This window comes from Acinetobacter sp. YH12226, from assembly GCF_013417805.1.
GTDB lineage: Bacteria > Pseudomonadota > Gammaproteobacteria > Pseudomonadales > Moraxellaceae > Acinetobacter.
On the sequence record NZ_VPDG01000003.1, the window covers coordinates 205,951 to 227,005 of the forward strand.

19 protein-coding genes and 1 pseudogene are annotated in these 21,055 nt (G+C 45.5%); 11 read left to right on the plus strand and 9 right to left on the minus strand.

Going from position 1 to position 21,055, the window contains the following annotated elements; genetic code table 11:
* The first annotated feature begins 95 nt into the window (after positions 1-95).
* From FTV08_RS05375 to FTV08_RS05395, 5 genes are read left to right on the plus strand one after another with little or no spacing between them, the layout of a single operon-like run.
* Complete coding sequence (locus FTV08_RS05375; protein ID WP_180086843.1) at positions 96-914, plus strand: ABC transporter ATP-binding protein; 819 nt, start codon at positions 96-98, stop codon at positions 912-914.
* Entirely contained in the window at positions 911-1,690 is a 780-nt protein-coding gene (mlaE, locus tag FTV08_RS05380) for a lipid asymmetry maintenance ABC transporter permease subunit MlaE (protein WP_004281531.1), read from the plus strand. Before FTV08_RS05375 ends, mlaE begins: the two co-directional genes overlap by 4 nt.
* On the plus strand, positions 1,690-2,367 hold the full coding sequence (locus FTV08_RS05385; RefSeq protein ID WP_180086844.1) for an outer membrane lipid asymmetry maintenance protein MlaD: 678 nt from the start codon (positions 1,690-1,692) through the stop codon (positions 2,365-2,367). The genes mlaE and FTV08_RS05385 overlap by 1 nt, the downstream gene beginning before the upstream one ends.
* 18 nt (positions 2,368-2,385) lie before the next feature.
* Positions 2,386-3,024: a phospholipid-binding protein MlaC gene (locus tag FTV08_RS05390; protein WP_004281529.1), complete on the plus strand. Its 639-nt coding sequence runs from the start codon at positions 2,386-2,388 to the stop codon at positions 3,022-3,024.
* Positions 3,025-3,039: 15 nt separating this feature from the next.
* The gene (locus FTV08_RS05395) at positions 3,040-3,330 is read left to right on the plus strand and encodes an STAS domain-containing protein (protein WP_180086845.1); all 291 of its coding nucleotides are present in this window, start codon (positions 3,040-3,042) and stop codon (positions 3,328-3,330) included.
* Positions 3,331-3,571: 241 nt separating this feature from the next.
* On the opposite strand, the gene FTV08_RS05400 is transcribed toward FTV08_RS05395, so the two are convergent.
* The gene (locus FTV08_RS05400; protein WP_005248226.1) at positions 3,572-4,585 is read right to left on the minus strand and encodes a CorA family divalent cation transporter; all 1,014 of its coding nucleotides are present in this window, start codon (positions 4,583-4,585) and stop codon (positions 3,572-3,574) included.
* 152 nt (positions 4,586-4,737) lie between these two features.
* Between FTV08_RS05400 and FTV08_RS05405 the strand changes: the two genes are divergently transcribed.
* Together FTV08_RS05405 and FTV08_RS05410 are read left to right on the plus strand one after the other, a co-directional pair.
* Complete coding sequence (locus tag FTV08_RS05405) at positions 4,738-5,328, plus strand: TIGR00730 family Rossman fold protein (protein WP_180086874.1); 591 nt, start codon at positions 4,738-4,740, stop codon at positions 5,326-5,328.
* Between the two features lie 30 nt (positions 5,329-5,358).
* Entirely contained in the window at positions 5,359-5,760 is a 402-nt protein-coding gene (locus tag FTV08_RS05410; protein WP_180086846.1) for an NUDIX domain-containing protein, read from the plus strand.
* A gap of 4 nt (positions 5,761-5,764) precedes the next feature.
* Here FTV08_RS05410 and FTV08_RS05415 read toward each other — a convergent pair whose 3' ends face one another.
* Positions 5,765-6,400 (minus strand): ComF family protein, encoded by a 636-nt coding sequence (locus FTV08_RS05415; RefSeq protein WP_180086847.1) that lies wholly within the window; start codon positions 6,398-6,400, stop codon positions 5,765-5,767.
* Positions 6,387-8,432, minus strand: a complete 2,046-nt coding sequence (gene recG / locus FTV08_RS05420; RefSeq protein ID WP_180086848.1) for an ATP-dependent DNA helicase RecG — start codon at positions 8,430-8,432, stop codon at positions 6,387-6,389. Before recG ends, FTV08_RS05415 begins: the two co-directional genes overlap by 14 nt.
* A gap of 33 nt (positions 8,433-8,465) precedes the next feature.
* Here recG and FTV08_RS05425 point away from each other — a divergent pair, with 33 nt between their 5' ends.
* Positions 8,466-9,281 carry an NAD(P)H-binding protein gene (locus tag FTV08_RS05425; protein ID WP_180086849.1) on the plus strand — a complete coding sequence of 272 codons (816 nt, stop codon included), beginning with the start codon at positions 8,466-8,468 and terminating at the stop codon, positions 9,279-9,281.
* Between the two features lie 160 nt (positions 9,282-9,441).
* On the opposite strand, the gene plsB is transcribed toward FTV08_RS05425, so the two are convergent.
* Positions 9,442-12,009 (minus strand): glycerol-3-phosphate 1-O-acyltransferase PlsB, encoded by a 2,568-nt coding sequence (gene plsB / locus FTV08_RS05430; protein ID WP_180086850.1) that lies wholly within the window; start codon positions 12,007-12,009, stop codon positions 9,442-9,444.
* A gap of 281 nt (positions 12,010-12,290) precedes the next feature.
* On the opposite strand from plsB, the gene FTV08_RS05435 reads away from it, so the two are divergent.
* Complete coding sequence (locus FTV08_RS05435) at positions 12,291-13,163, plus strand: acyl-CoA thioesterase II (RefSeq protein WP_004645045.1); 873 nt, start codon at positions 12,291-12,293, stop codon at positions 13,161-13,163.
* 172 nt (positions 13,164-13,335) lie between these two features.
* Positions 13,336-14,583 (plus strand): dicarboxylate/amino acid:cation symporter, encoded by a 1,248-nt coding sequence (locus FTV08_RS05440; protein ID WP_257221156.1) that lies wholly within the window; start codon positions 13,336-13,338, stop codon positions 14,581-14,583.
* Positions 14,584-14,859: 276 nt separating this feature from the next.
* Here the strand turns inward: FTV08_RS05440 and yihA are convergent.
* The 5 genes and pseudogenes from yihA to FTV08_RS05465 form a co-directional block, all read right to left on the minus strand.
* A pseudogene (yihA, locus tag FTV08_RS05445) lies at positions 14,860-15,636 on the minus strand (ribosome biogenesis GTP-binding protein YihA/YsxC); the annotation flags it as partial.
* A gap of 105 nt (positions 15,637-15,741) precedes the next feature.
* Positions 15,742-16,182, minus strand: coding sequence for an Rrf2 family transcriptional regulator (locus FTV08_RS05450; protein ID WP_180086852.1), 441 nt, complete (start codon positions 16,180-16,182; stop codon positions 15,742-15,744).
* Between the two features lie 97 nt (positions 16,183-16,279).
* Positions 16,280-17,041, minus strand: a complete 762-nt coding sequence (locus tag FTV08_RS05455; RefSeq protein WP_180086853.1) for a globin domain-containing protein — start codon at positions 17,039-17,041, stop codon at positions 16,280-16,282.
* 153 nt (positions 17,042-17,194) lie between these two features.
* On the minus strand, positions 17,195-18,745 hold the full coding sequence (locus tag FTV08_RS05460) for a helicase HerA-like domain-containing protein (RefSeq protein WP_180086854.1): 1,551 nt from the start codon (positions 18,743-18,745) through the stop codon (positions 17,195-17,197).
* Positions 18,746-18,763: 18 nt separating this feature from the next.
* Positions 18,764-19,966 carry a PLP-dependent transferase gene (locus FTV08_RS05465; protein ID WP_180086855.1) on the minus strand — a complete coding sequence of 401 codons (1,203 nt, stop codon included), beginning with the start codon at positions 19,964-19,966 and terminating at the stop codon, positions 18,764-18,766.
* A 163-nt stretch (positions 19,967-20,129) separates the two neighbouring features.
* Here FTV08_RS05465 and FTV08_RS05470 point away from each other — a divergent pair, with 163 nt between their 5' ends.
* A complete protein-coding gene (locus tag FTV08_RS05470; protein WP_180086856.1) occupies positions 20,130-20,867 on the plus strand; it encodes a type 1 glutamine amidotransferase in 738 nt (245 codons plus the stop codon).
* The last annotated feature ends 188 nt before the right edge of the window (positions 20,868-21,055 follow it).

Below are 21,055 nucleotides of genomic sequence, written 5' to 3' on the forward strand. Positions count from 1 at the left end.
TTTATGATATTAGACCATCTTTTTCAACTGCTAACATTTTGAACTTCGTTCCTTTATAGTATGCATGCTGAAAAAATGCAGGAATAAACTCAGCTATGAAAAATCAAACAGCGCGAGATACTCAGTCTCTGATTGAAGTCAAGAATTTGAGCTTCAAGCGGGGTGAGCGCGTGATTTATGACGACGTGAGTTTAACTATTCGTCGTGGACAGATTACCGCCATCATGGGGCCATCGGGAACCGGTAAAACCACCTTATTAAGACTGATTGGTGGACAGCTGACGCCCGAACATGGTCAGGTCTTATTGGATGGCAAAGATATTGCCTCGATGTCACGTTCCGAACTTTTTTCAGCACGTGCACGTATGGGCATGCTGTTTCAGAGCGGTGCTTTGTTTACCGATATGAGCGTGTATGAAAATGTCGCATTTCCGATTCGGGCACATACCAAACTGCCAGAACATCTGATTAAGGAAATCGTGGCACTGAAACTGGAATCGGTCGGTTTACGTGGTGCAGAGCAGATGATGCCATCCGAGTTATCTGGTGGTATGAACCGACGCGTGGCTCTGGCCCGGGCGATTGCGCTAGATCCTGAGCTGATCATGTACGATGAACCCTTTGCCGGACAAGATCCGATTGTGATGGGGGTATTGACCCGTTTAATCCGCTCTTTGCGCGAAGCACTGGACTTGACCACGATTATTGTTTCGCATGATGTTGCAGAGACTTTATCGATTGCAGACTACATCTATGTGGTGGCAGAAGGCAAAATTCAGGGCGAGGGCACACCTGCCGAGCTGAAAGCGCATCCTTCTGCTTTTGTACAGCAATTCCTGACCGGTTCGGTAGAAGGTCCGGTGGATTATCAGTTTAGTCATCAAGCTTATTTAAGTGATGAGGTTCGTTCATGAATGCAATTGCCGCATTAGGTAGACGCGTTATTGAACGTGTACAGGGGATTGGGGTCGCGACCCTGATGCTGTTGCAGATTTTATTTTCCATGCCGACCTGGCTTGGCGTAAAGCTGTTTATTTATCAGATGTATCGGGTTGGGGTATTGTCCCTGCTGATTATTGTGGTTTCTGGCCTGTTTATTGGTGCCGTGCTTGGTTTGCAGATGTTTAGCATCTTGTCGACCTTTGGTAGTGAGTCGATGCTAGGAACAGCGGTCGCGTTGACCTTGCTGCGTGAACTGGCACCTGTGGTCGCTGCTTTGCTATTTGCAGGACGTGCCGGTTCAGCCTTGACTGCGGAAATTGGCCTGATGAAAGCTACTGAACAATTGTCCAGTATGGAAATGATCGGTGTCGATCCATTGAAGCGGGTGATTTCGCCTCGTCTTTGGGCAGGGATTTTTAGCTTGCCAATGCTTTCCGTCATCTTTGCTGCAGTTGGCATTATGGGCGGCAAAATGGTCGGGGTGGATTTTCTGGGTGCCGATGAAGGCGCTTATTGGAGCGGCATGGAAAGCAGCGTGCAATTCTATAAAGATGTCTTAAATGGCACCATTATTAAAAGTTTTGTATTCGCATTAATTTGTACCTGGATTGCGGTGTATCAAGGCTATGCCTGTGTCCCGACATCGGAAGGTATTGCAACTTCTACAACGCGTACAGTCGTGTATTCTTCGCTGTGCGTTTTAGGCTTTGACTTTGTGTTGACTGCGGTCATGTTCGGAGGTGTTTAATGAAATCACGTACTAGTGAGCTGGCCGTTGGTGTTTTTGTTATTTTGTTTGGTATTGCCTTATTTTTCCTAGCAATGCGTGTCAGTGGTCTGGTCGGACACAATATTTCCGACAGCTATAAAATGACAGCGACTTTTGAAAATGTAAATGGGATCAAGCCACGTGCCAAAGTGGCATTAAGTGGTGTGAAAGTGGGGCAGGTGGATGACATTACCCTGGACCCTGTAACTCGTCTGGCGACCGTGCATATGACTCTGGATGGCTCATTGACCTCGTTTAATGCTGAACAGTTAAAGCAGGTTCAGCAGGAAGCACTGGAAGAGTTACGTTATAGTTCGGACTATACTGCTGCTACCCCTGCGCAACAAAAAGACATGGAAAAACAACTGTTAGCTAACATGAAATCCATCACCAATATTGATGAGGATGCTTATATTATGGTAGCGACCAATGGGTTATTGGGTGAAAAATACCTGAAAATTATTCCAGGTGGTGGTCTGAACTATTTGAAACGCGGTGATCAGATTGCCAATACCCAAGGCACCATGGAAATTGAAGATTTAGTGACGAAGTTCATTACTGGCGGTGCCGGTAAATCGTCGGATAGTCAAGAAACTGCCCCAGAACAGGCGACAGTTTCAGAATCGACTGATGCAGAACCTGCATTTGTTGAATAATAGATTGAGGAGATTTCAGTGAAGACTTTAGTAAAACAAACGCTTGCAGCAAGCATTCTTTCAACAATGGTTGCTGGTACAGTGTTTGCTGCACCGTCTGAAGCGCCACCTGCTTTTATTAAAAAAGTGGCAGATGGTTTGATTGAGCGCCTCAAAGCTGATAACGCAAAATTGCAGAACAATCCAGCGCTGGTCAAAGCGATTGTCCGCCAGAATCTGGATCCATACATTGATTCACAGTCTTTCACGCGTATTGTGATGGGGACTTATGCGACGAACCAGTATAGTACTGCTGCACAACGCGCCCAGTTTGAAAAGAATTTCCGTGAAACGCTCATTGAAAATTATGGTTCTGCATTTTCCAAGTTCAGCAATCAGACCTATAGCGTGCGTCCATACAAGGCCAGCAATAGCAAAAACCCTGTTGTAACCATCGACTTTAATAATAAGGGCGAGAAAATTCCCGTGGCGTTCCAGCTGGTGGACAAAGGTTCACAATGGAAAATCCGCAACATCAACGTATCGGGTATCGATCTAGGTTTGCAATTCCGTAACCAGTTTGCTGCGACAGTCAAACGTAATGGCGGTAATATAGATAAAGCCATTGCTAACTTCAAACCGGATGCAGAAGCTGCAATCGACAAGAACAAGAAATAATCAGATAGGTGAGCCGTGATTGTATTCAAGGATCAGGAATTGCAGGTTTCAGGCAAGATTGACTATGCCAATGCGCAGGACTATTACCTAAATGGTTTGCGTGTGGTTCAGTCGCAGACCAAGTTTCCGCTTGTGGTCAACTTGGCTGGGCTTGAAAGTGGCAGTACTTTGGCTTTGGCAGTATTGGTGCGCTGGTTGCGCCAAACTCCTCAAGCGCAAGGACTACAGTTTAAAGCTGTTCCTGCTAAAATGATGAATATCATTCAGGCCTGTCATTTACAGGATGATTTACAGATCACTCAGTAAATAAAAAAGCACCGACAGGTGCTTTTTTATTGTTGATACATTTTAAAAGTAAATTCCTTCCTTTATCAAAAGGAGGTTAGGAAGGATTAAAATATGACCTCACCCTAACCCTCTCCTAAAAGGAGAGGGAACTTCCTCTCTAAATTTATGGAGAGAAATGATATTTTTAAAAACTACTATCTCAATAAATATTGGAAGTCCTCTCTCCCTATGGGAGAGAGTTAGAGAGAGGGTGAAGAAATTAAATCCACTTCTTCCATCTAAAGTAAATCAATGGCCCGATTAAAAAGCCGATCAAAATAATACTGACCATAATGAAGCTCATGGTGCCTTGTGCAAAAGGCAGAACTTCGGTATTCATGCCATAAATACTGGCAATGAGCATCGGTGGAGCGAGCATACTTGGCAGAATCGAGAATCGACGAATTGTATCGTTCTGTTCCGTGTTAATGAATCCGGACGTGGTATCGAGCAGGAAGCGCACTTTCTGGAACAGAAAGGCATCATGTTCAACCAGCGAGCGTACATCTTCACTGAGTTCTCGGATATCCGCATCATAAATATGACTGCCTAAGGCGCGTGGACGAGACAGGAAAGTTAGAACACGACGCAAATCGATCAGACAGAGTTGCGCTTTACCGAGCATATCTTCCAGTTGAGCCAGACGGGTAATCATGTCATCCAGATCGAGAATCTGCTCACGATGGCGGTTATTCAACACTTCAGTTGAATATTTCTCTAAATCTTTATGTACATCTTCCAGAATGTCGGCCAGTTCATCCAGTTTGGCTTCGAGCAGACCCAATAGAATCCAGGTTGGATCTTTATAATCGATTTCATAATCATTGCGGCGCGCACGGGCACGGAAGGCACGAAAGGCCACCAGCTTTTCGCCACGCAAGGTAAACAGACGATCCTTATGTAGAATGAATGCTACAGTTTGTACCGTCGCCAGCATGCTGGATTCATCTTCGTTTTCGTTCTCGACCTGATAGTTTTTATTTTTGGTTAAAAAATAGGTACTGATATGCAAAATGCCGTCATCATCACGGTAAAATCGGGCACTCGAGGAAATATCTTCCAGCGATTTTAAGGTCGGTAAGTTTTGCGCATAGGCATCTAGAATCCATTGCTGCTCTTCTTGTGAAGGTGCAATCAGATCAAGCCATACTAAATCTGGATGTAGGTCGAAATCACCGTTAATCGTGATATCTTCTAAGCTACCGCGCTCTGTGGCGTAAAAGGCTTCAAGCATGCTGTCTTTTCTCCCTGGCGCAGTATGTGAATTGGAATGGGTGTATTTTAGACAAGGAATTGAATAAAAACACTGATATTAAGCAGTTATTTTTGGAAAAAACGCGCTTGCAGCGATTTCGTACAATATAGCGTCAATTGGAGAGTGAAATGATGAATTCTATCGCAATTTTTTGTGGTTCAGCACTGGGCTCCGATCCTCTCTATGCCCAGATTGCCGAAAAGGTTGGTCAGACCTTGGCAGAAAGGCATCAGACGCTGGTCTATGGCGGTGGTCGCTCCGGTTTAATGGGCATTGTTGCTGATAGTGCTTTGGCTGCTGGTGGCAAGGTGATTGGTGTAATTCCAAGACAGCTGGTCAATCGTGAACTGGCGCATCCGCATATTACCGAGCTATTTTTGGTCGATAATATGCATGAACGTAAAACCCGCATGTCGGAACTGGCCCAGGGATTTATTGCCATTCCGGGTGGTGCCGGAACCCTAGAGGAAATTTTTGAACAATGGACCTGGGCACAGTTGGGAATTCATAAAAAGCCTTGTGCTTTTTTAAATGTAGATGGTTTCTATGATGATTTACTCAAATTTATCTATATGACGACTGAGAAAGGTTTTACCAAAGCGCGCTTTAGCGATGCTTTAATTGTGAGTGATAATCTGGATGATATTTTGCGCCAGTTTGAAAGTTATCAGCCGCCTGAAGCGAAATGGGGTATGGTCGATCAGACCGATCTTGTAAAATAAGCTGTCCACAGCATGATTTGTAGAAAATAAATGAACGTGATTACGGTGGCTGCAGCCATTATTTTAAATGAAGCGCAGCAACTGCTGGTGGTTCGCAAAAAAGGGACATCCTGCTTTATGCAGGTTGGTGGCAAGCTGGAGCCAAATGAAGCACCAGAAGCAACGATGTTGCGTGAAATTCAGGAAGAAATTGGCACACAGGCGCAGATTCAGCAATTCATTGGGCGTTTTGAAACCCAGACGGCAAATGAACCTGATCATCAACTGGTGAGTTATGTCTATTGGGTAAGTCTAGATCAAGCGCCAAAAATTGAAGCGGAAATTGCCGAAATGAAATGGGTCGATCTGGATGAAAAAGAGCTACGACTCGCACCCTTGACCACTGAAATTGTGATTCCATGGGTCAAGTCTCATTTACTCGCCCAAGCTTAAATTTTCAGATTTGAGCACCTGCCAGACAGGCTGCATAAACTTTTTGACAGCCCAGTTGTTCAAGTGTTTGGCTCAGTGCTCGAATCGAGCTGCCGGTCGTCACCACATCATCAATAATCAGCACCCGACGGTAACGCAGCTTGGAAATGGTACTGATCTGGAATTGTGATTGGATGTCTTCAATCCGCTCCAGCCGGCTTAGGCCCTTTTGCGAGTGTTGTTTCATTCGTCGAACAGGTTGCCAGATGGGTACATTCAACTGTTTTGCCACATGTTTGGCCAGCACTAGAGATTGATTATAACCGCGCTCAGCCAGACGCTCATTCGAGATCGGCATCGGTACTATCGCACTGACTTTAGGTAGGTCTAAGCTTAACAGCACACCTGCCAGTAAATTTTGCAAATGCAGCTTCTGTTCATATTTAAACAGTTGAATCAGCCGGTCCATCGGATAGGCATAGTCGCAGGCAATCTGGAACTGCATTTCCTGCCGTTGAATGGTTTGATGTGCCCAGGGTAATTGTCGCCAGCAATCTTCACAGACTGAACGAATGGACTGATGATCGGTCAGACAGAGCTGGCAGGGCTGTAAGCGGGTCAGCCAGGATTTTCCATGTTGCAGTAATTTAAACATAGGCATAGCGTGGTGCTTCCGGTAGCCAACGTTGCAATAATGCCTCAGCCTGATCGGGATAATCCTTGAGCATCTGCTGAGCCACATAATGTGCCTGATTGAGCAGGTGATCATCACGTTCCAGTTTGGCCACACGGAAATTCATGTCGCCAGTCTGTTTGGTCCCGAGCAGCTCACCTGGGCCACGCAATTCCAGGTCTTTCTCGGCAATCATGAAGCCATCATTGGTTTCACGCATGATTCTTAAACGTTCCTGACCATTTTGCGACAGCGGATGTTTATACAGTAGGGCACAGAAGCTGGCTTTGGCACCACGACCGACCCGCCCGCGTAACTGATGCAGTTGAGACAGACCTAGACGCTCAGCATTTTCAATCACCATAATGGATGCATTCGGAACATCCACGCCGACTTCGATCACGGTAGTGGCAATCAGTAGCTGTAATTCATTATTTTTAAACTGCTGCATTACCGCCTGTTTTTCATCGGCTTTCATCTTGCCATGTACTAGTCCGATATTCAGCTCAGGAAAGCGCTCGCGGATTTCAGCAAAGGTAGCTTCCGCAGCTTGGGCATCTAGGGTTTCGGATTGTTCTACCAGGGTGCAGACCCAATAGGCCTGCTTACCTTCGGCACAGTTACTGGCAATCCTTTGTAAGACTTCTTCACGCCGGTCCAATGGAATGGTCACGGTCTGAATCGGGGTACGACCTGGTGGTAGTTCGTCAATCACCGAGGTGTCCAGATCACCATAGGCCGACATAGCCAGTGTGCGTGGAATCGGGGTAGCGGTCATCACCAGTTGATGCGGTGACATACCATCCAGCCCTTTATTTCTGAGAGCAAGGCGCTGATCCACACCAAAGCGATGCTGCTCATCAATAATCACCAGACCCAGTTTGGCAAACTCGACATTTTCCTGAAACAGCGCATGGGTGCCGATGACCAGATGGGCACTTCCGTCCCGAATCAGCTGTTCTGCTGCTGCGCGAGCTTTACCTTTCTGCTTGCCGGAAAGCCAGGCTACATTTAAGCCCAAAGGCTCAAACCAGCGTTTAAAGTTCAGATAATGCTGCTCGGCCAGAATCTCGGTCGGTGCCATTAACGCCACTTGCCAGCCTTCTTCCAGTGCATGGCAGGCCGCGACACCGGCCACCAGTGTTTTACCCGCGCCGACATCGCCCTGAACCAGACGCAACATCGGTTTATTGGTTCTTAAATCCTGTGCAATTTCTCTGGATACACGTTTTTGCGCACCGGTCATTTCAAAAGCCAGACTGGCTAAAAGCTGTTTGGCATAGGTCTGACTTGGCGCAAATGAAGGCGCTTCGACCTGCTGAATGAAGGCCCGACGTGTCAATAAACTGATCTGATGCGCTACCAGTTCTTCAAAGATCAGGCGCTGCTGTGCAGGATGTGAGCCTTGTGCCAGCTGCAGCATATTGGCATTGACTGGTGGATGATGGATATATTCCAGTGCCTGTTTCAGCGCATAACCATTGCTAAATTTTGCTGGCAGCAATTCAGGCAGATGATCGCTGTATTGAGCCAAGGCCTGCTGAATATAATCCCGTATTTTTGGCTGGGTCAGGCCTTCAGTCGCCGGATAAATTGCCGTGAGCTTGGTTTGAGGTAAAGGTGTGTCCTCAGTAATGACTTGCAGTTCGGGATGATACATTTCCAGACCGCGTGCACCAACCCGCACTTCACCAAAAATTCTTAAACGGTTACCCAGTTTGCAGCGGTCAGTAATGCCTTTATAAATATGATAAAAACGTAAAGTGATTTTGCCAAAATCATCATCTAGCAGCACAGCCATGGATTTGCGTTTGCCAGGGGGGAAATCCACACCTTTAACGATGCCTTCCAGCAGATAGCTGCGTCCCACGCTCAATTGATTCATAGGAATGATCGTGCTACGGTCTTCATAGTCACGTGGTAGATGAAAAAGCAAATCATCAGTATTGAAGATATTTAGTTTTTCGAGTAATGCAGCGGCGGCATTGCCAACGCCTTGTAACTGATGGACTGCAGCCATGTCCCCTCAACCAGATTTGTGATTCGGTGCTCAATGCATATTTTATTTATCGGTTATGGTAAAACATCCCGACGTGTGGCTAAACAACTATTTGAGCAAGGTCATCAAATTAGCACAATTAGCCAGAGTCCCAAAACAGATTCATTCGCAACTCATCTGATTCAGGATGTGCATCAACTGGATTTAACAGCAGTTCCTCCGATTGACTGGGTCTATGTATTACTTAGTCCAAAACAAAGTACGGTTGAAGGCTATCAGCAGACTTATCTGGATTCGGTTCAACCTATTGTGGCTGCCTTGAAACAGCATCCGGTGAAGCGGATTGTGGTGGTGTCATCGACACGAGTGTATGGGCAAAATTCCGGTGAAATCGTAGACGACGAAACTGAAATTCACCCAATTGATGCTCAGGGCAAAATCTTGCAGCAGATGGAGCAGGCTTATTTCGCTGCTTATCCTGAGCAATCTACCATCATTCGTCCGAGCGGCATTTACGGTACTTCAGTTGCGCGTCTGCAAAAAATGGCTGCTTCTATGACGTGCTATCCAAATTTGCACTGGTCGAACCGGATTCATATCGAAGATTTATCACGTTTCTTATCACAGATGATTCACGTGGAACATCCTGAAAACTCTTATATTGCGACAAACAACGATCCAAAATTATTGCATGAAATAATGCAATGGTTTCAGCAACAGATGGGACTTCCTTTGCTGCAAGTAGAAAGCGAGCAGGTGACAGGTAAGAAACTTTACGCGACTCGAATGCAGAAAATGGGATTTGAGTTAGAGCATCCAGACTGTTATCAGGATTATTTGGAGTTGATGAGGAAAAATAATCCCTCCTAACCTCACTTACGCTTTGTTTTTAAAAACCATGTTTTAAAAATTGCTCAGGAAAGGGAATGCTCCTATTTAAATAACGGTATTAGCTTCCCAGTTTTTACTTCTTATAAACTCTTAAATAAAAAAGAGAGGCCTTAGCCTCTCTTTTTTATTTAATTTAATCTTACTTCTTCTTCCGCTTCGCGCGTTTCTTGGCTTGTTCAGCCGCAACTGCATCCAAAGCTTCTTTCAGTTCTTCATCCGTAAAGTCGGTGATGTGGTGCAGCATTTGTAGCTTCACTTCATCCAGTACCAAATCTGCATATTGAGCCACATTGGTTAGCTGCTCATCAAAGACAATCGCATTGTCTTCATTGGTACACAGATAACCTTTTTGGGTTAAGACTTTAATAAAGCTCTGGAATAGGGCTTTGTCGAAGAACTCAGGTGAGTTGAACTCATATAGCACAGACAGGCGCTGTCCCACCAGATAACTCAGCTCTTCGACCTGACGGGTCGAAATATTGCCAGAACCACGCTGGGTAATCAGTGCCAAAGTCATGTAGTAACGTTCCAGACTTTGGGTTACTGGTGCAGCTAGAACTTCAAGCTGATGATGTGCTTCTGTATTTGGTGCAGGTGCAATCAGGTTTTCACCATCTTGTGTAATCAGTTTTGAGGCAATTAAGCTGTCAATATGCGCATTCACCTGATCCTGAATCTCATCTTCATGCCATTTTAAAAACAGTTCAGCTTTGAGGAATGGGTACAGGGTACTGCTGATATTCACGACATCATGACGACGAATGGTACCGTTATGTTCAACTAGGGCTGCAATCAAAGATGGCAGCACAAAAGTGTGCACAATATTATTACGGAAATACGTCAGCAGAACTGCCTGATTATCTTCAATCGCAATAATATCTCCCAGTACATGCTTGACCCGCTTGATCAGTTTCAGCTTCATCGCATAGGCAATAATTTCCTTGCCAGAAAGTGGCGTCACCTGCATGCGCTCATCATAAGGCAAGGCAGCTAGCAAGGTGCGATAGGTATCTAGCTGCTTGATACAGATCTCTTCATCCAGCGTATGTTTCGGCGTAGCCAGCAAGATTAAAGACAATAACGATACTGGATTGATCACGACCGCACTGTTGATATTTTCCAGAATGGCCTGTGCCGAGCTATTCACTGCATCAGAAACGGCTTGTGGAATCGGATCATCATTCTTTTCGATCTTGATATGTTCTGCGCCATGCTGTTTCAGAATATCATCCAGAAACACTGGGTTACCGAAGTTCAGGTGCACCTTGCCAAAAATGCGTTCAATCTTGCGCAGGGTTTTCAAAATACCAAAAATAGACTCAGCTTCTTTTGGCTTGCCACTCATTTCACCGACATAAGTGCCACCTTCCATCAGGCGTTCATAGCCGATATAAGTCGGCAAAAATACGATCGGCTTAGATTTGCCACGTAAATGACCATGCACGGTCATCGCCAGCATCCCGGTTTTTGGCGGAAGCAAACGACCGGTGCGTGAACGGCCGCCTTCAATAAAGTATTCCAGCGGGGTATTACGTGACAGGACGCTATACAGATATTCTTTAAACACCGTGGTATACAGCGCGTTGCCGCGGAAAGTACGGCGAATAAAGAAGGCACCGCCACCACGTAAAATCTGACCGACAAAAGGCATATTCAGGTTATCGCCCGCAGCGATATAAGGCACCATCAGACCACGACGATAGATCACATAAGACAATAATAAATAGTCGATGTGGCTACGGTGACATGGGGTATAGACAATCTCGTAGTCCTTGGCCAGTTCCCGTACGGTACTGAAGTTATGCACTTCCACGCCGTCATACAGTTGCGTCCATAAGCGGGTCAGGGCTTTGTCGGCAAAGCGTACAGTCGAGTGAGAATAATCGGAAACGATTTCGTTCAGATAACCGATGGCACGACGTTCAGATTCCAGCATCGAGATTTTGCTACGAATACTGTCATTGCGAATCGCCGCCTGTACATCTGGTGACTTGATCAGGCCATGCATGACATTACGGCGGTCGGACAGGTCCGGCCCGAGAATGACTTCGCGCTGACCATCCAGGTAATCATTTAAAGTGCTGACAATATAGGTGGCCGGCGCTGAATTTGGATGCGTCTCTTTAGCAAAGTTAATCAAGGTGCGTAAAGACTGCGGTTCATGGAACTCTAAATAAGACTGGCGACCATGCAGGCCGATATTGACCAGTTGCTTGACCCGGCTTGGTGTAGACCAGGTATCGGTAAATAGCAGTTTAAACCAAGAATCTTCTTTCTCGGGTTCGCGTCCCCAAAGTACTGTTACCGGTACCAGTTCGACATCCAGCTCAGGATGCTGTTCCAGAATTTCAATCAGGCGTAACAGGCGCGGCGGGAAAGCATGGGGTGGTGAGCTCAGCAGATTATTTTCATCATGATGCTGTAAAAACAGTACTGATGCTTTTTCCTTACTGTTACCGAGTTGCATTGGATCAAGTGCAGCCGGCAATTTTAAGCGGCGCGTTTCTGCATCGACAACCAGTGCATTACTACGTGAATGGTTCTGTAAAACGTAGCAGACCAGCTTTTGCGATTCTGCTGCAGTCTGATCAGATTTAGGTGCTGTCACTTCACTTGGTACTTCCCCAAGAACATGAGGGGTAACCACAAGATCAAGTAACTTACTTGAAAGCTTGCGATACATTTGACCAAAGCCATTCTTGGACATAGCTGCTCCTAATTTTACTGACCAAAACCACAGGACTTCTGAGGGAATTTATTTTGCGGGTTTCTAAAGCGAAACAATATATCTTTTTTAACAACTTCAACAGAAGTGCTTCAATTTTAGCGTGAAAGCAGGTGCTTTTCCTAGTCACTTATGACATCAGTATGACAGAACAGTCATGCAAACTTTAGAGTTTCGGTCTGATTTTGTGGCAGAATATTCCAGATCAATTATTTAGATCCTTTTTTCCATTTTGGATATCTCCAATATTAGATAGGTTGCTTATGAATGCCTTAACACAGGAACTGGTCGAGCTGCTCAGCTTAGAAAAGTTAGAAGAAAACATTTTCCGGGGAATCAGCCGGAATCTGGTGGGCAAGCGCGTGTTCGGTGGGCAGGTTTTAGGGCAGGCACTACGCGCCGCGTCTTATACCACAGACCGTCCAGCACATTCATTACATGCCTATTTTCTGTTTGGCGGGGATGTCAATGCACCGATTATTTATGAAGTGGATCGTATCCGTGACGGCAAGAGCTTTGTCAGCCGTCAGGTGCGCGCTATTCAGCATGGCCGTACCATTTTCATGTGTATGGTGTCTTTCGCGCATCAGGAAGAGGGCCTGAATTACCAGATTTCAGAGCCTGAATATCCACCGGCAGAAAGCCTGAAAAATGAAGCAGAGCTGATCAAGCAGATTATTGAGTTTATTCCGGAAAATGTTCGTGCATCTTTCACTCGTGATCGTCATGTGGAAATTCGTCCGGTCAATCCGCAAAATCCATTCCAGCCTCAACCTGAAGCACCGTCTTATGCGCACTATATCCGTACGCATGACCGTATTGCTGCAGAAGTCGATCAGATCTCCTTGCATCAGGCCATTGCTGCTTTCTATTCTGACTTTACCTTGATGACCACGGCGCTTCGTCCACATGGTCTGAGTTATATTTCGCCAAGCTTACAATGTGCCAGTATTGACCATGCCATGTACTTCCATAAACCATTCCGTGCGGATGAATGGATGCTTTACGATATGGATGCCACCCAAAGCGCCAGTTCGCGCGGCCTGAATTTTGGCCGGATGTGGCAGAACGGCGAGCTGGTCTGCAGTACCTCTCAGGAAGGCCTGATCCGCTTACGTGAAATCGAAACGCAGTAATTTTTTCTTGCTCAAAAAGCCGAATCCTAGATTGGGTTTTTTGTTTTTAAGCCGGATGAAAAAGGCCATTTGATGCCATGCTTCAACCATGCGTTTATAAAATATTACTCGATTCTATAGACACTGCATGGCATAGTGCGGCTTAAGATCAATATTAAAAATGCATGAAAAGATGAGCTTAAATACGCAAATTTTAATTGCCGCCGTATTGGGGGTGCTGTTTGGATTTCTATTGACGATATTTCCGCAGACCTCATTTTTTGATATCAGCTTATATGGCATCGGCATCGTCAGCAGTATTTTTATTGGCTTGTTAAAAATGCTGTTAGTGCCGCTGATTTTTAGCTCGATCATGGTCGGCGTATCCAATCTGCAGGCGGGTGGGCAGCTAAGCCGCACCTGGAAAATTACCCTGATGTGCTGTGTGACCACCACTACCTTAGCACTCATTTTGGGGCTGGCGTGTGCGCATTTGTTTAATGTCGGTAAGGGTGTTGATGTGCTGATGTTCCAGGATGCCATGGCGCAACATCAAACACCGGATACGCTTACGCCATCTTCTTTCTTTACCAACTTTATTCAGAATACCCTGATCAATCCGTTTAAAGCATTTGCCGATGGGAATGTCTTGGCGGTGGTAGTCTTTGCCTTATTTGTGGGTGTAGCACTAGTCGCAGGTGGAGATAAATTCCGTACTGTGCGCAAGCTGAGTCACCAGTTTTTTGAAATCATGATGTTGATGATTGGCTGGGTGATGAAACTGGCACCGCTCGGTATTTTTGCCTTATTGGCTAAATTAATTGCCACTGAAGATGTTTCAGTTCTCAGTCGTCTGGCTGAATTCGCTGCGGTAGTCACCGGTACGACGATTTTTCATGGCATCGTGGTTTTGCCTTTATTGCTGTGGATTTTCGGCAAGATGGATCCGGTCACGTTCTTTAAAGGCACACGTGCTGCCTTGATTACTGCCTTTGCCACCAGTTCCAGTTCGGCCACCATGCCCTTGTCGATGAAATGCGCGCAGGAAAATTTAGGGGTACGTCCACATACTGCAGGCTTTGTGATTCCACTTGGTACACAGTTGAATATGGATGGTACGGCGCTGTATGAAGCAGCTGCAGCTCTGTTTATTGCCAATTTAATGGGGCTGGATCTGAGTCTGGGGCAGCAACTGGTGGTCTGTGCAACTGCGATGATTGCATCCTTAGGTGCACCAGGAATTCCGAGTGCCGGTATGGTGACCATGATCATGGTCTTGCAGTCGGTCGGTTTGCCTGCCGAGGCGATTGCCATTCTTTTACCGATCGACCGTTTACTGGATACCGTACGTACAGTGGTGAATGTTCAGGGAGATATGATGATCAGCGTGGTGGTGGACCGGCATACGCGTGAACCCGATCTTCAAGCTACAGATAGCTAAAACATTTAAAAAATAAAAAAAGCAGGCCATTGGTCTGCTTTTTTTATAAGGTAAGTTTTAATAAATCCAGAACGATCCCAGACCATTGCGGTGATATGGATCTTAATCCGGTGAATGCTTATTCTGATTCAATTCATCTGCCGCTTTAAGCTCGGATTGATCCTGCTCAAGTAATTCCAGCGGTTCTTCAGCTTCATTTAAATCATGTGTCGATACTTCGGCAACATGCTCCGAATCGGATTCACTAAGCTCGAGCTCTTCAAGCGGTTCATCAGATTCATTTAAATCATGCGCTGATGCTTCCGGAATACTGTCCAGATCATATTCAGAGGCTTGATCTAAGGTAAAGTTCAAACGGCCACCCATGACACTGGCCAGTTCTTCTAAACCTTGTTTGTTCATGGAGGAAAACAGTTGAATCGAGAAATCCAGCTTCATCTTTTTCAATGCCGCTTTGACTTCCTGCAAGGCTTTGGATGCAGGACCACGGTTTAGTTTGTCAGATTTGGTCAATAACACATGCACGAACAACTGGCGGGAATAAGCCCATTCCAGCATCATTACATCAAAGTGTTGCAGGGGATGACGGATATCCATCAACAATACCAGGCCTTGCAAGCTTTGACGGTGAATCAGGTAATTTTCCAGTTCTTTTTGCCAGACCAGTTTCATTTTTTCAGGCACAGCCGCATAACCATAACCGGGTAAGTCTACCAGACGCTGATCCGGATTACCCAGGCTGAAAAAGTTGATCATCTGGGTACGGCCAGGTTTTTTCGATGCACGTGCCAACTGTTTCTGGTTGGTCAGGGCATTAATCGCACTAGACTTACCCGCATTCGAGCGGCCGGCAAAAGCAATTTCATAGCCTGTATCTTCTACACAAAGACTGAGTTTGGGTGCACTCATTAAAAATTCGGCTTTGCGTAGCCAGTTGAGTGCGCGCACAGAATATTCAGTAATGGCAGAATCAACTTTTTTCTCGTAGCTGATCTTTTGCTTAGGCGCATGGGCTGTCTTACTGTTTTTGGATTTTCCTCTGCTGTGGTGCATAACTCAACTTCAATAAATGATCTACAATGAAACATTATAAAGGAAGTCGCACAGGCAAGCGAACTTTGCCGCAAGAATAAGTCACAAGACCTGACCCGGAAGACTTTAAAGATTAATCAGGCCGATCGGAGAATTTGTACTGAAACGCGCATTTCGTGGCCTAATCACATCTTTAAGTACATAGTGATCCAGACTGCTATAAAACTGTTCCACTGCATCATCTAAAATGCCTTTTAAGCCACAGGTCGGACGTAATACGCAGGGTGGGCTATTGCATTCCACTACATTGCTGTCACGTTGCAGGATCCGCACAATCTGTCCCAGCTGGAAGTTCAGGCTTGCCGGATTTAAACGTATGCCGCCACCTTTACCACGTGTGGTAATCAGCCAGTCCTGTTTCGCCATAAAATGCACGATTTTCATGGCATGATTTTGTGAAACCTGTAATCGCTCGGCAAGTTCTGCAATGGTATAGGGGAGATCACGTGGCTGTGCGACATACATCAGAATCCGAAGCGCATAGTCAGTGAATTTATTGAGTTGCATAAGGTCAACAGCTAGAAAATGAAAGAATTGAATGTTAAAAGCTCCACGAATGGAGCTTTTAATCAGAATCTGATGCTAGTCTAAACCGTTTTTGCAATTAAAGCTTGAGCGGGGCAGACACTTCAACTACATCACCAACTTTGTAGTGGTCGATCAGTGTCTGTGCAACCGAGAATGTGGTTGGATTTTCTTCCGCTTTCACAGTAATTTGATATTGCTCGTTTTGAGCTTGATCAAAGCTAAACTGTTGTGGTTGACGAATGTGCTGTTCAGGCACCTGTACACGTACTGAAATATGTTCACCAGCTTCAGCACTTGCAATCGCTGCACCATCTTTAGCTTTAAGCGTAAAGACTTTACCTGCATCGGTATCATTCACTGCTGCCACTTCAAATTCGCGCCAGCCCGCCCAGCCACCATTTTCAGAAGCTAGAGTGGCATATTTAGATTTTTCCACACCAATCAAAATATCTGCCAGTTGCATATAAGCTTCTTTCCAGGCTGCGATCAGGTCTGAGTCCATGGGTACATCTAAAACTTCGCTGATTGAGTGCAACAGGTTCTCACCGACAATCGCATATTGATCCGGTTGAATATCCAGGCTGACATGTTTAGTGGTAATGCGTTCGATGGCTTTGGCCAAAACGCCCGGATTGGTAATGTTTTCGGCATAGGCAAGTACTGCAGCAGCCAAGGCACGTGGTTGACGGCCGGTACTTTGATGATCCATGTTGAAGGTGTTTTTCAACTCTGGATGGTTGTTCAACATGCGGTTATAGAAATACGTGGTAAGTGCTACGCCGTTTTCACGTAAAACAGGAACAGTCGCTTGTACAAGTTCGATATGTTGTGGAGTCATGAGAGCCGTCTTCAGGTGTTTTTTAAAAGATGTATTTAAATTACATCTTTTAAAATGGCTTTACAATAGCGCATAGTCATAAAACCGTAAAAAAATTATGGGATATGAAAATATCCCATAAAAAGTGTGATGATGATCGGAAAAGGAGCGGGATTATTTGCGGCCAAACAGCGAACCCAGTAAGCCGCGCACAATTTTCTGCCCAGTACTCCCGCCCAGGCTGCGGGCAGCACTTTTGGCAAAGGTGCCGACAATATCCTGAGTCAGTTTTTCTCGTTGCTTGACTGCGCGTTCAGCTTCTTTTTGCTGTTCTCGTGCCAGACGTTCCTGTTCTTTAAGTTGCTGCTTGGCGAGGGCTTCTTGCTCTTTGCTTTGTTGTTTGGCAAGTTCGGCGGCTTGAGCCTGCTGCTGGCGTTCTGCCACCTTATTTTGCAGCATTTCGTGGGCACTGTCCCGATCGACTGGCTGCTCATAAATACCGGCGACAATACTTTGCTGCATGAGAGCCTTGCGTTCTTCAAGCGAGATCGGTGTAAAGGAGGAATGCGGCGGCATGATCCAGCCACGTTCTACAATTTGCGGAATGCCTTTTTCATCCAGGCAGCTAATTAGGGCTTCACCGACAGCAAGTTCGGTAATCACTTGATCGACTTTAAATTCAGGATTGGCTCGGAAGGTCTCTGCTGCGGTTTTCACTGCTTTTTGATCTTTGGGAGTGAAAGCCCGTAAAGCATGTTGAACCCGATTGCCGAGCTGGCCTAAGACACTTTCCGGTAAGTCCAGTGGATTTTGCGTGACAAAATAAATCCCCACACCTTTCGAGCGAATGAGACGCACCACCTGCTCAATTTTATCCTGTAGGGCAGGGCTGGCATTATCAAACAAGAGATGGGCTTCATCAAAGAAAAACACCAGTTTGGGTTTGTCCAGATCGCCGACTTCTGGAAGCTGTTCAAACAGCTCGGAGAGCATCCAGAGTAAGAACGTGGCATATAGCTTAGGCGTATTCATCAGCTTGTCAGCCGCCAACAAATTGATATTGCCACGTCCTTGACTATCCGTCTGCAAAAAGTCCATCAGATCCAGCGCCGGCTCGCCAAAAAACTGGTCACCGCCTTGGTCAGCCAGTGCTAACAAATTACGTTGAATCGCACCGAGACTGGCGGGTGAAAGATTGCCATATTCAGCTTTAAAGTCAGCCGCATGCTCAGAGACATAACTCAGCATCGCTTTCAGATCTTTAAAGTCGATCAGCAATAAACCCTGATCATCGGCAATCCGAAACACGGCAGATAAAACGCCTTCCTGGGTGTCATTCAGATTCAGTATTTGCGCCAGCAGCAGCGGGCCAATTTCAGAAATGGTAGTGCGAATCGGATGACCCTGTTCGCCAAATAAATCCCAAAACACCACTGGTGAGGCTGCAAAAGGAATGGACTCGATATTGAGACTTTTAATCCGTTCATCAAACTTGGGGCTGCTTTTACCTGCTTTGGCCAGGCTGGAAACATCGCCTTTAGCATCGGCGAGGAAAACAGGTACACCAATTCGAGAAAAGCTCTCCGCCAATACTTTTAAAGTCACAGTCTTTCCGGTACCAGTGGCACCTGCAATCAAACCATGTCGATTGGCAAGTTGGGAATGCAGCACAATATCCTGCGTGGTATCCGTGGTTTTTTTAGCAATAACAATTGGTGTACTCATAGCTGTTCCTGTTATTTATTATTCATTTTTAAGTCTTTTCATGTGTTGTAGTGCATGCTGAATATCTTGAATCAAATCTTCCGGATATTCCAGTCCAATACAGAAACGAACCAGCAAGCCGTCTTTTAAGTGTGAATGTTCCAGCAGACGCATGTCTTTTAAGTTATATAGCATGACCAGACTGATAGGGCCACCCCAACTAAAGCCTAGCTTAAACAGTTTTAAACTATCACAGAAATTTCGGATATCTTGCATGGCGTATGTGCTGTCAAAGATCACGCTGACCAGGCCGGCACTATCACCTTGCTTGCAAATTTCTTTCCAGTACTGATGGCCTGCGCTATCCGGATCAGCAGGATGCAGCACCTGTACAAAATCGGTTTGCTGTTTAAGCCATTCCAGTAAGGTCAGCGCACTGTTGGATTGATGTTGATATCGCAGTTGCATAGAAGCCAGACTGCGTTGTACCTGTGCCACATCATCACCAGAAACACTAATGCCCTGAATGGCATGTGCGCGGAACAGTTTGTGATGCAGGGCCTTATCTCGCGTAACCACTGAGCCCATCAGGATATCACCACCGCCGCTTGGATATTTGGTCAATGCATGTACTGTCATATCTACACTTAAATGCTCTTCGCCAAAATCAAAGGCATCAAAAGCCAGACCTGCGCCCCAGGTATTATCCAGCGCAGTAAGAATATTGTGTGCCTGAGCTTTTTTCACTAAACCAGCCAGATCCGGAAATTCCAAGGTGACTGAGCCAGCAGCCTCGAGCCAGATCAGTTTGGCTTTATCTGTAGGCTGAAATGTATCAAGCTCTATGGGATTGTAGACCTTAACCGTAATTCCATAACGCTTTTCCATATTGCGTAAATGCTCCATGTTTGGACCATAGATATTGTCAGCCACCCAAACCTCATCGCCCTGGCTTAAAAAGCAAGAATTCACGAGATTAATCGCGGATAAACCACTCGGTGAGAGCAGGTGATATAAACCACCTTCGAGTTGTGCGATGTTATCGCCCAGCGTAAAGGTCGTAGGCGTGCCATGCGTGCCATAACTATAATCATAGTCATCGGTCCAATGGCGATTAAACAGGGCATCGGTATTGTTAAAGATAATGGTCGATGCACGATAGAGGGGAGGCTGAATGGTAGAAATCGATTGAGGAGCCTTTCGTGGTGCATGAATCAGGCGAGTTTGAGAATCTTGTTTCACGTGAATGCGCTCAAATGTAATCAAATATTACTCTAGCTTAAGAGAATCTGTGACTCACTGCCAGTTACGTTGTGAATTGTTTAAAAACAACAAGTCTTATAAAAAGTTGGCTTCATTTTTGCAAAACCTAAATCTATATAGCTAAAAAAATAGGTTGAGGAGCATGAAGTCGCATTTAAAAGTGCATTATTTTCAGCATATTGCTGGTGAAGGTTTTGGTAGTTGTTATGAATTTTTAAAGCAGCATCAGGCGCACATTACAGCGACTGAATTTTTTGCTTTACCCGTGGATCGAACGCTGGAGATCGAGGCGCTGCCTGCAGTGGAAGAGGTGGATTTGCTGATCATTATGGGGGGAACCATGAGTGTGAATGATGAAGCGAATTTCCCTTGGTTAAAAATAGAAAAACGCTGGTTGCGTCGCTATCTTTCGCATGGCAAACCGGCAATTGGCCTGTGTCTGGGTGGACAGTTGATTGCAAATGCTTTGGGTGCAGGTGTTAGTCGCAATCCAGAACAAGAATTGGGGTGGACCACGGTGCACAGAGTGGCGAATCTACCAGAGACGTGTTTTAGCCTGCCGGAGCAGTTTAATATTCTGCAATGGCACAATGAAACATTTGAATTGCCCAAAGGTGCAGTCCATCTGGCAGAAAATGAAGCCTGTCGTAATCAGGTGTACCAGTTGGGCAGAAATGTATTGGGCTTCCAGTTTCATCCTGAAATCACGCCGGCAACCTTGGCATTGTTTTTGGAAAATAATGAAGAAGAGCTTGTGCAATTTTCAGGAAAATATGTGCAAAATTTATTTGAATTAAAAAAAACCACGAAGCAAAAATTTATTGAAGGAAATCAGATATTAAATCGTGCTATAGAATATGTTTTGGCAAAAACTGCCTAATATTTAAACAATAAACTATTGTTTTAAGTCATAAATTGAAAACTTGGATAAAACCATAAAAGAGATTTGCTTATGCATTAAACAATGGCTATAATAAGCGACCCTTCAATAGGAAGGGGGTTAACTGCGAATAAAGTAGTTAACTATCGTTACAGTCGTGGCATCGATCATGACCTTAGTGATATTTC

Bases quoted from the DNA above. Each gene is read 5' to 3' on its own strand.
- FTV08_RS05375 (WP_180086843.1), top strand. From the start codon at position 96: ATGAAAAATCAAACAGCGCGAGATACTCAGTCTCTGATTGAAGTCAAG.
- mlaE (WP_004281531.1), top strand. From the start codon at position 911: ATGAATGCAATTGCCGCATTAGGTAGACGCGTTATTGAACGTGTACAG.
- FTV08_RS05385 (WP_180086844.1), top strand. From the start codon at position 1,690: ATGAAATCACGTACTAGTGAGCTGGCCGTTGGTGTTTTTGTTATTTTG.
- FTV08_RS05400 (WP_005248226.1), bottom strand. From the start codon at position 4,585: ATGCTTGAAGCCTTTTACGCCACAGAGCGCGGTAGCTTAGAAGATATC.
- FTV08_RS05405 (WP_180086874.1), top strand. From the start codon at position 4,738: ATGAATTCTATCGCAATTTTTTGTGGTTCAGCACTGGGCTCCGATCCT.
- FTV08_RS05410 (WP_180086846.1), top strand. From the start codon at position 5,359: ATGAACGTGATTACGGTGGCTGCAGCCATTATTTTAAATGAAGCGCAG.
- FTV08_RS05415 (WP_180086847.1), bottom strand. From the start codon at position 6,400: ATGCCTATGTTTAAATTACTGCAACATGGAAAATCCTGGCTGACCCGC.
- recG (WP_180086848.1), bottom strand. From the start codon at position 8,432: ATGGCTGCAGTCCATCAGTTACAAGGCGTTGGCAATGCCGCCGCTGCA.
- FTV08_RS05425 (WP_180086849.1), top strand. From the start codon at position 8,466: ATGCATATTTTATTTATCGGTTATGGTAAAACATCCCGACGTGTGGCT.
- plsB (WP_180086850.1), bottom strand. From the start codon at position 12,009: ATGTCCAAGAATGGCTTTGGTCAAATGTATCGCAAGCTTTCAAGTAAG.
- FTV08_RS05435 (WP_004645045.1), top strand. From the start codon at position 12,291: ATGAATGCCTTAACACAGGAACTGGTCGAGCTGCTCAGCTTAGAAAAG.
- FTV08_RS05440 (WP_257221156.1), top strand. From the start codon at position 13,336: ATGAGCTTAAATACGCAAATTTTAATTGCCGCCGTATTGGGGGTGCTG.
- FTV08_RS05450 (WP_180086852.1), bottom strand. From the start codon at position 16,182: ATGCAACTCAATAAATTCACTGACTATGCGCTTCGGATTCTGATGTAT.
- FTV08_RS05455 (WP_180086853.1), bottom strand. From the start codon at position 17,041: ATGACTCCACAACATATCGAACTTGTACAAGCGACTGTTCCTGTTTTA.
- FTV08_RS05460 (WP_180086854.1), bottom strand. From the start codon at position 18,745: ATGAGTACACCAATTGTTATTGCTAAAAAAACCACGGATACCACGCAG.
- FTV08_RS05470 (WP_180086856.1), top strand. From the start codon at position 20,130: ATGAAGTCGCATTTAAAAGTGCATTATTTTCAGCATATTGCTGGTGAA.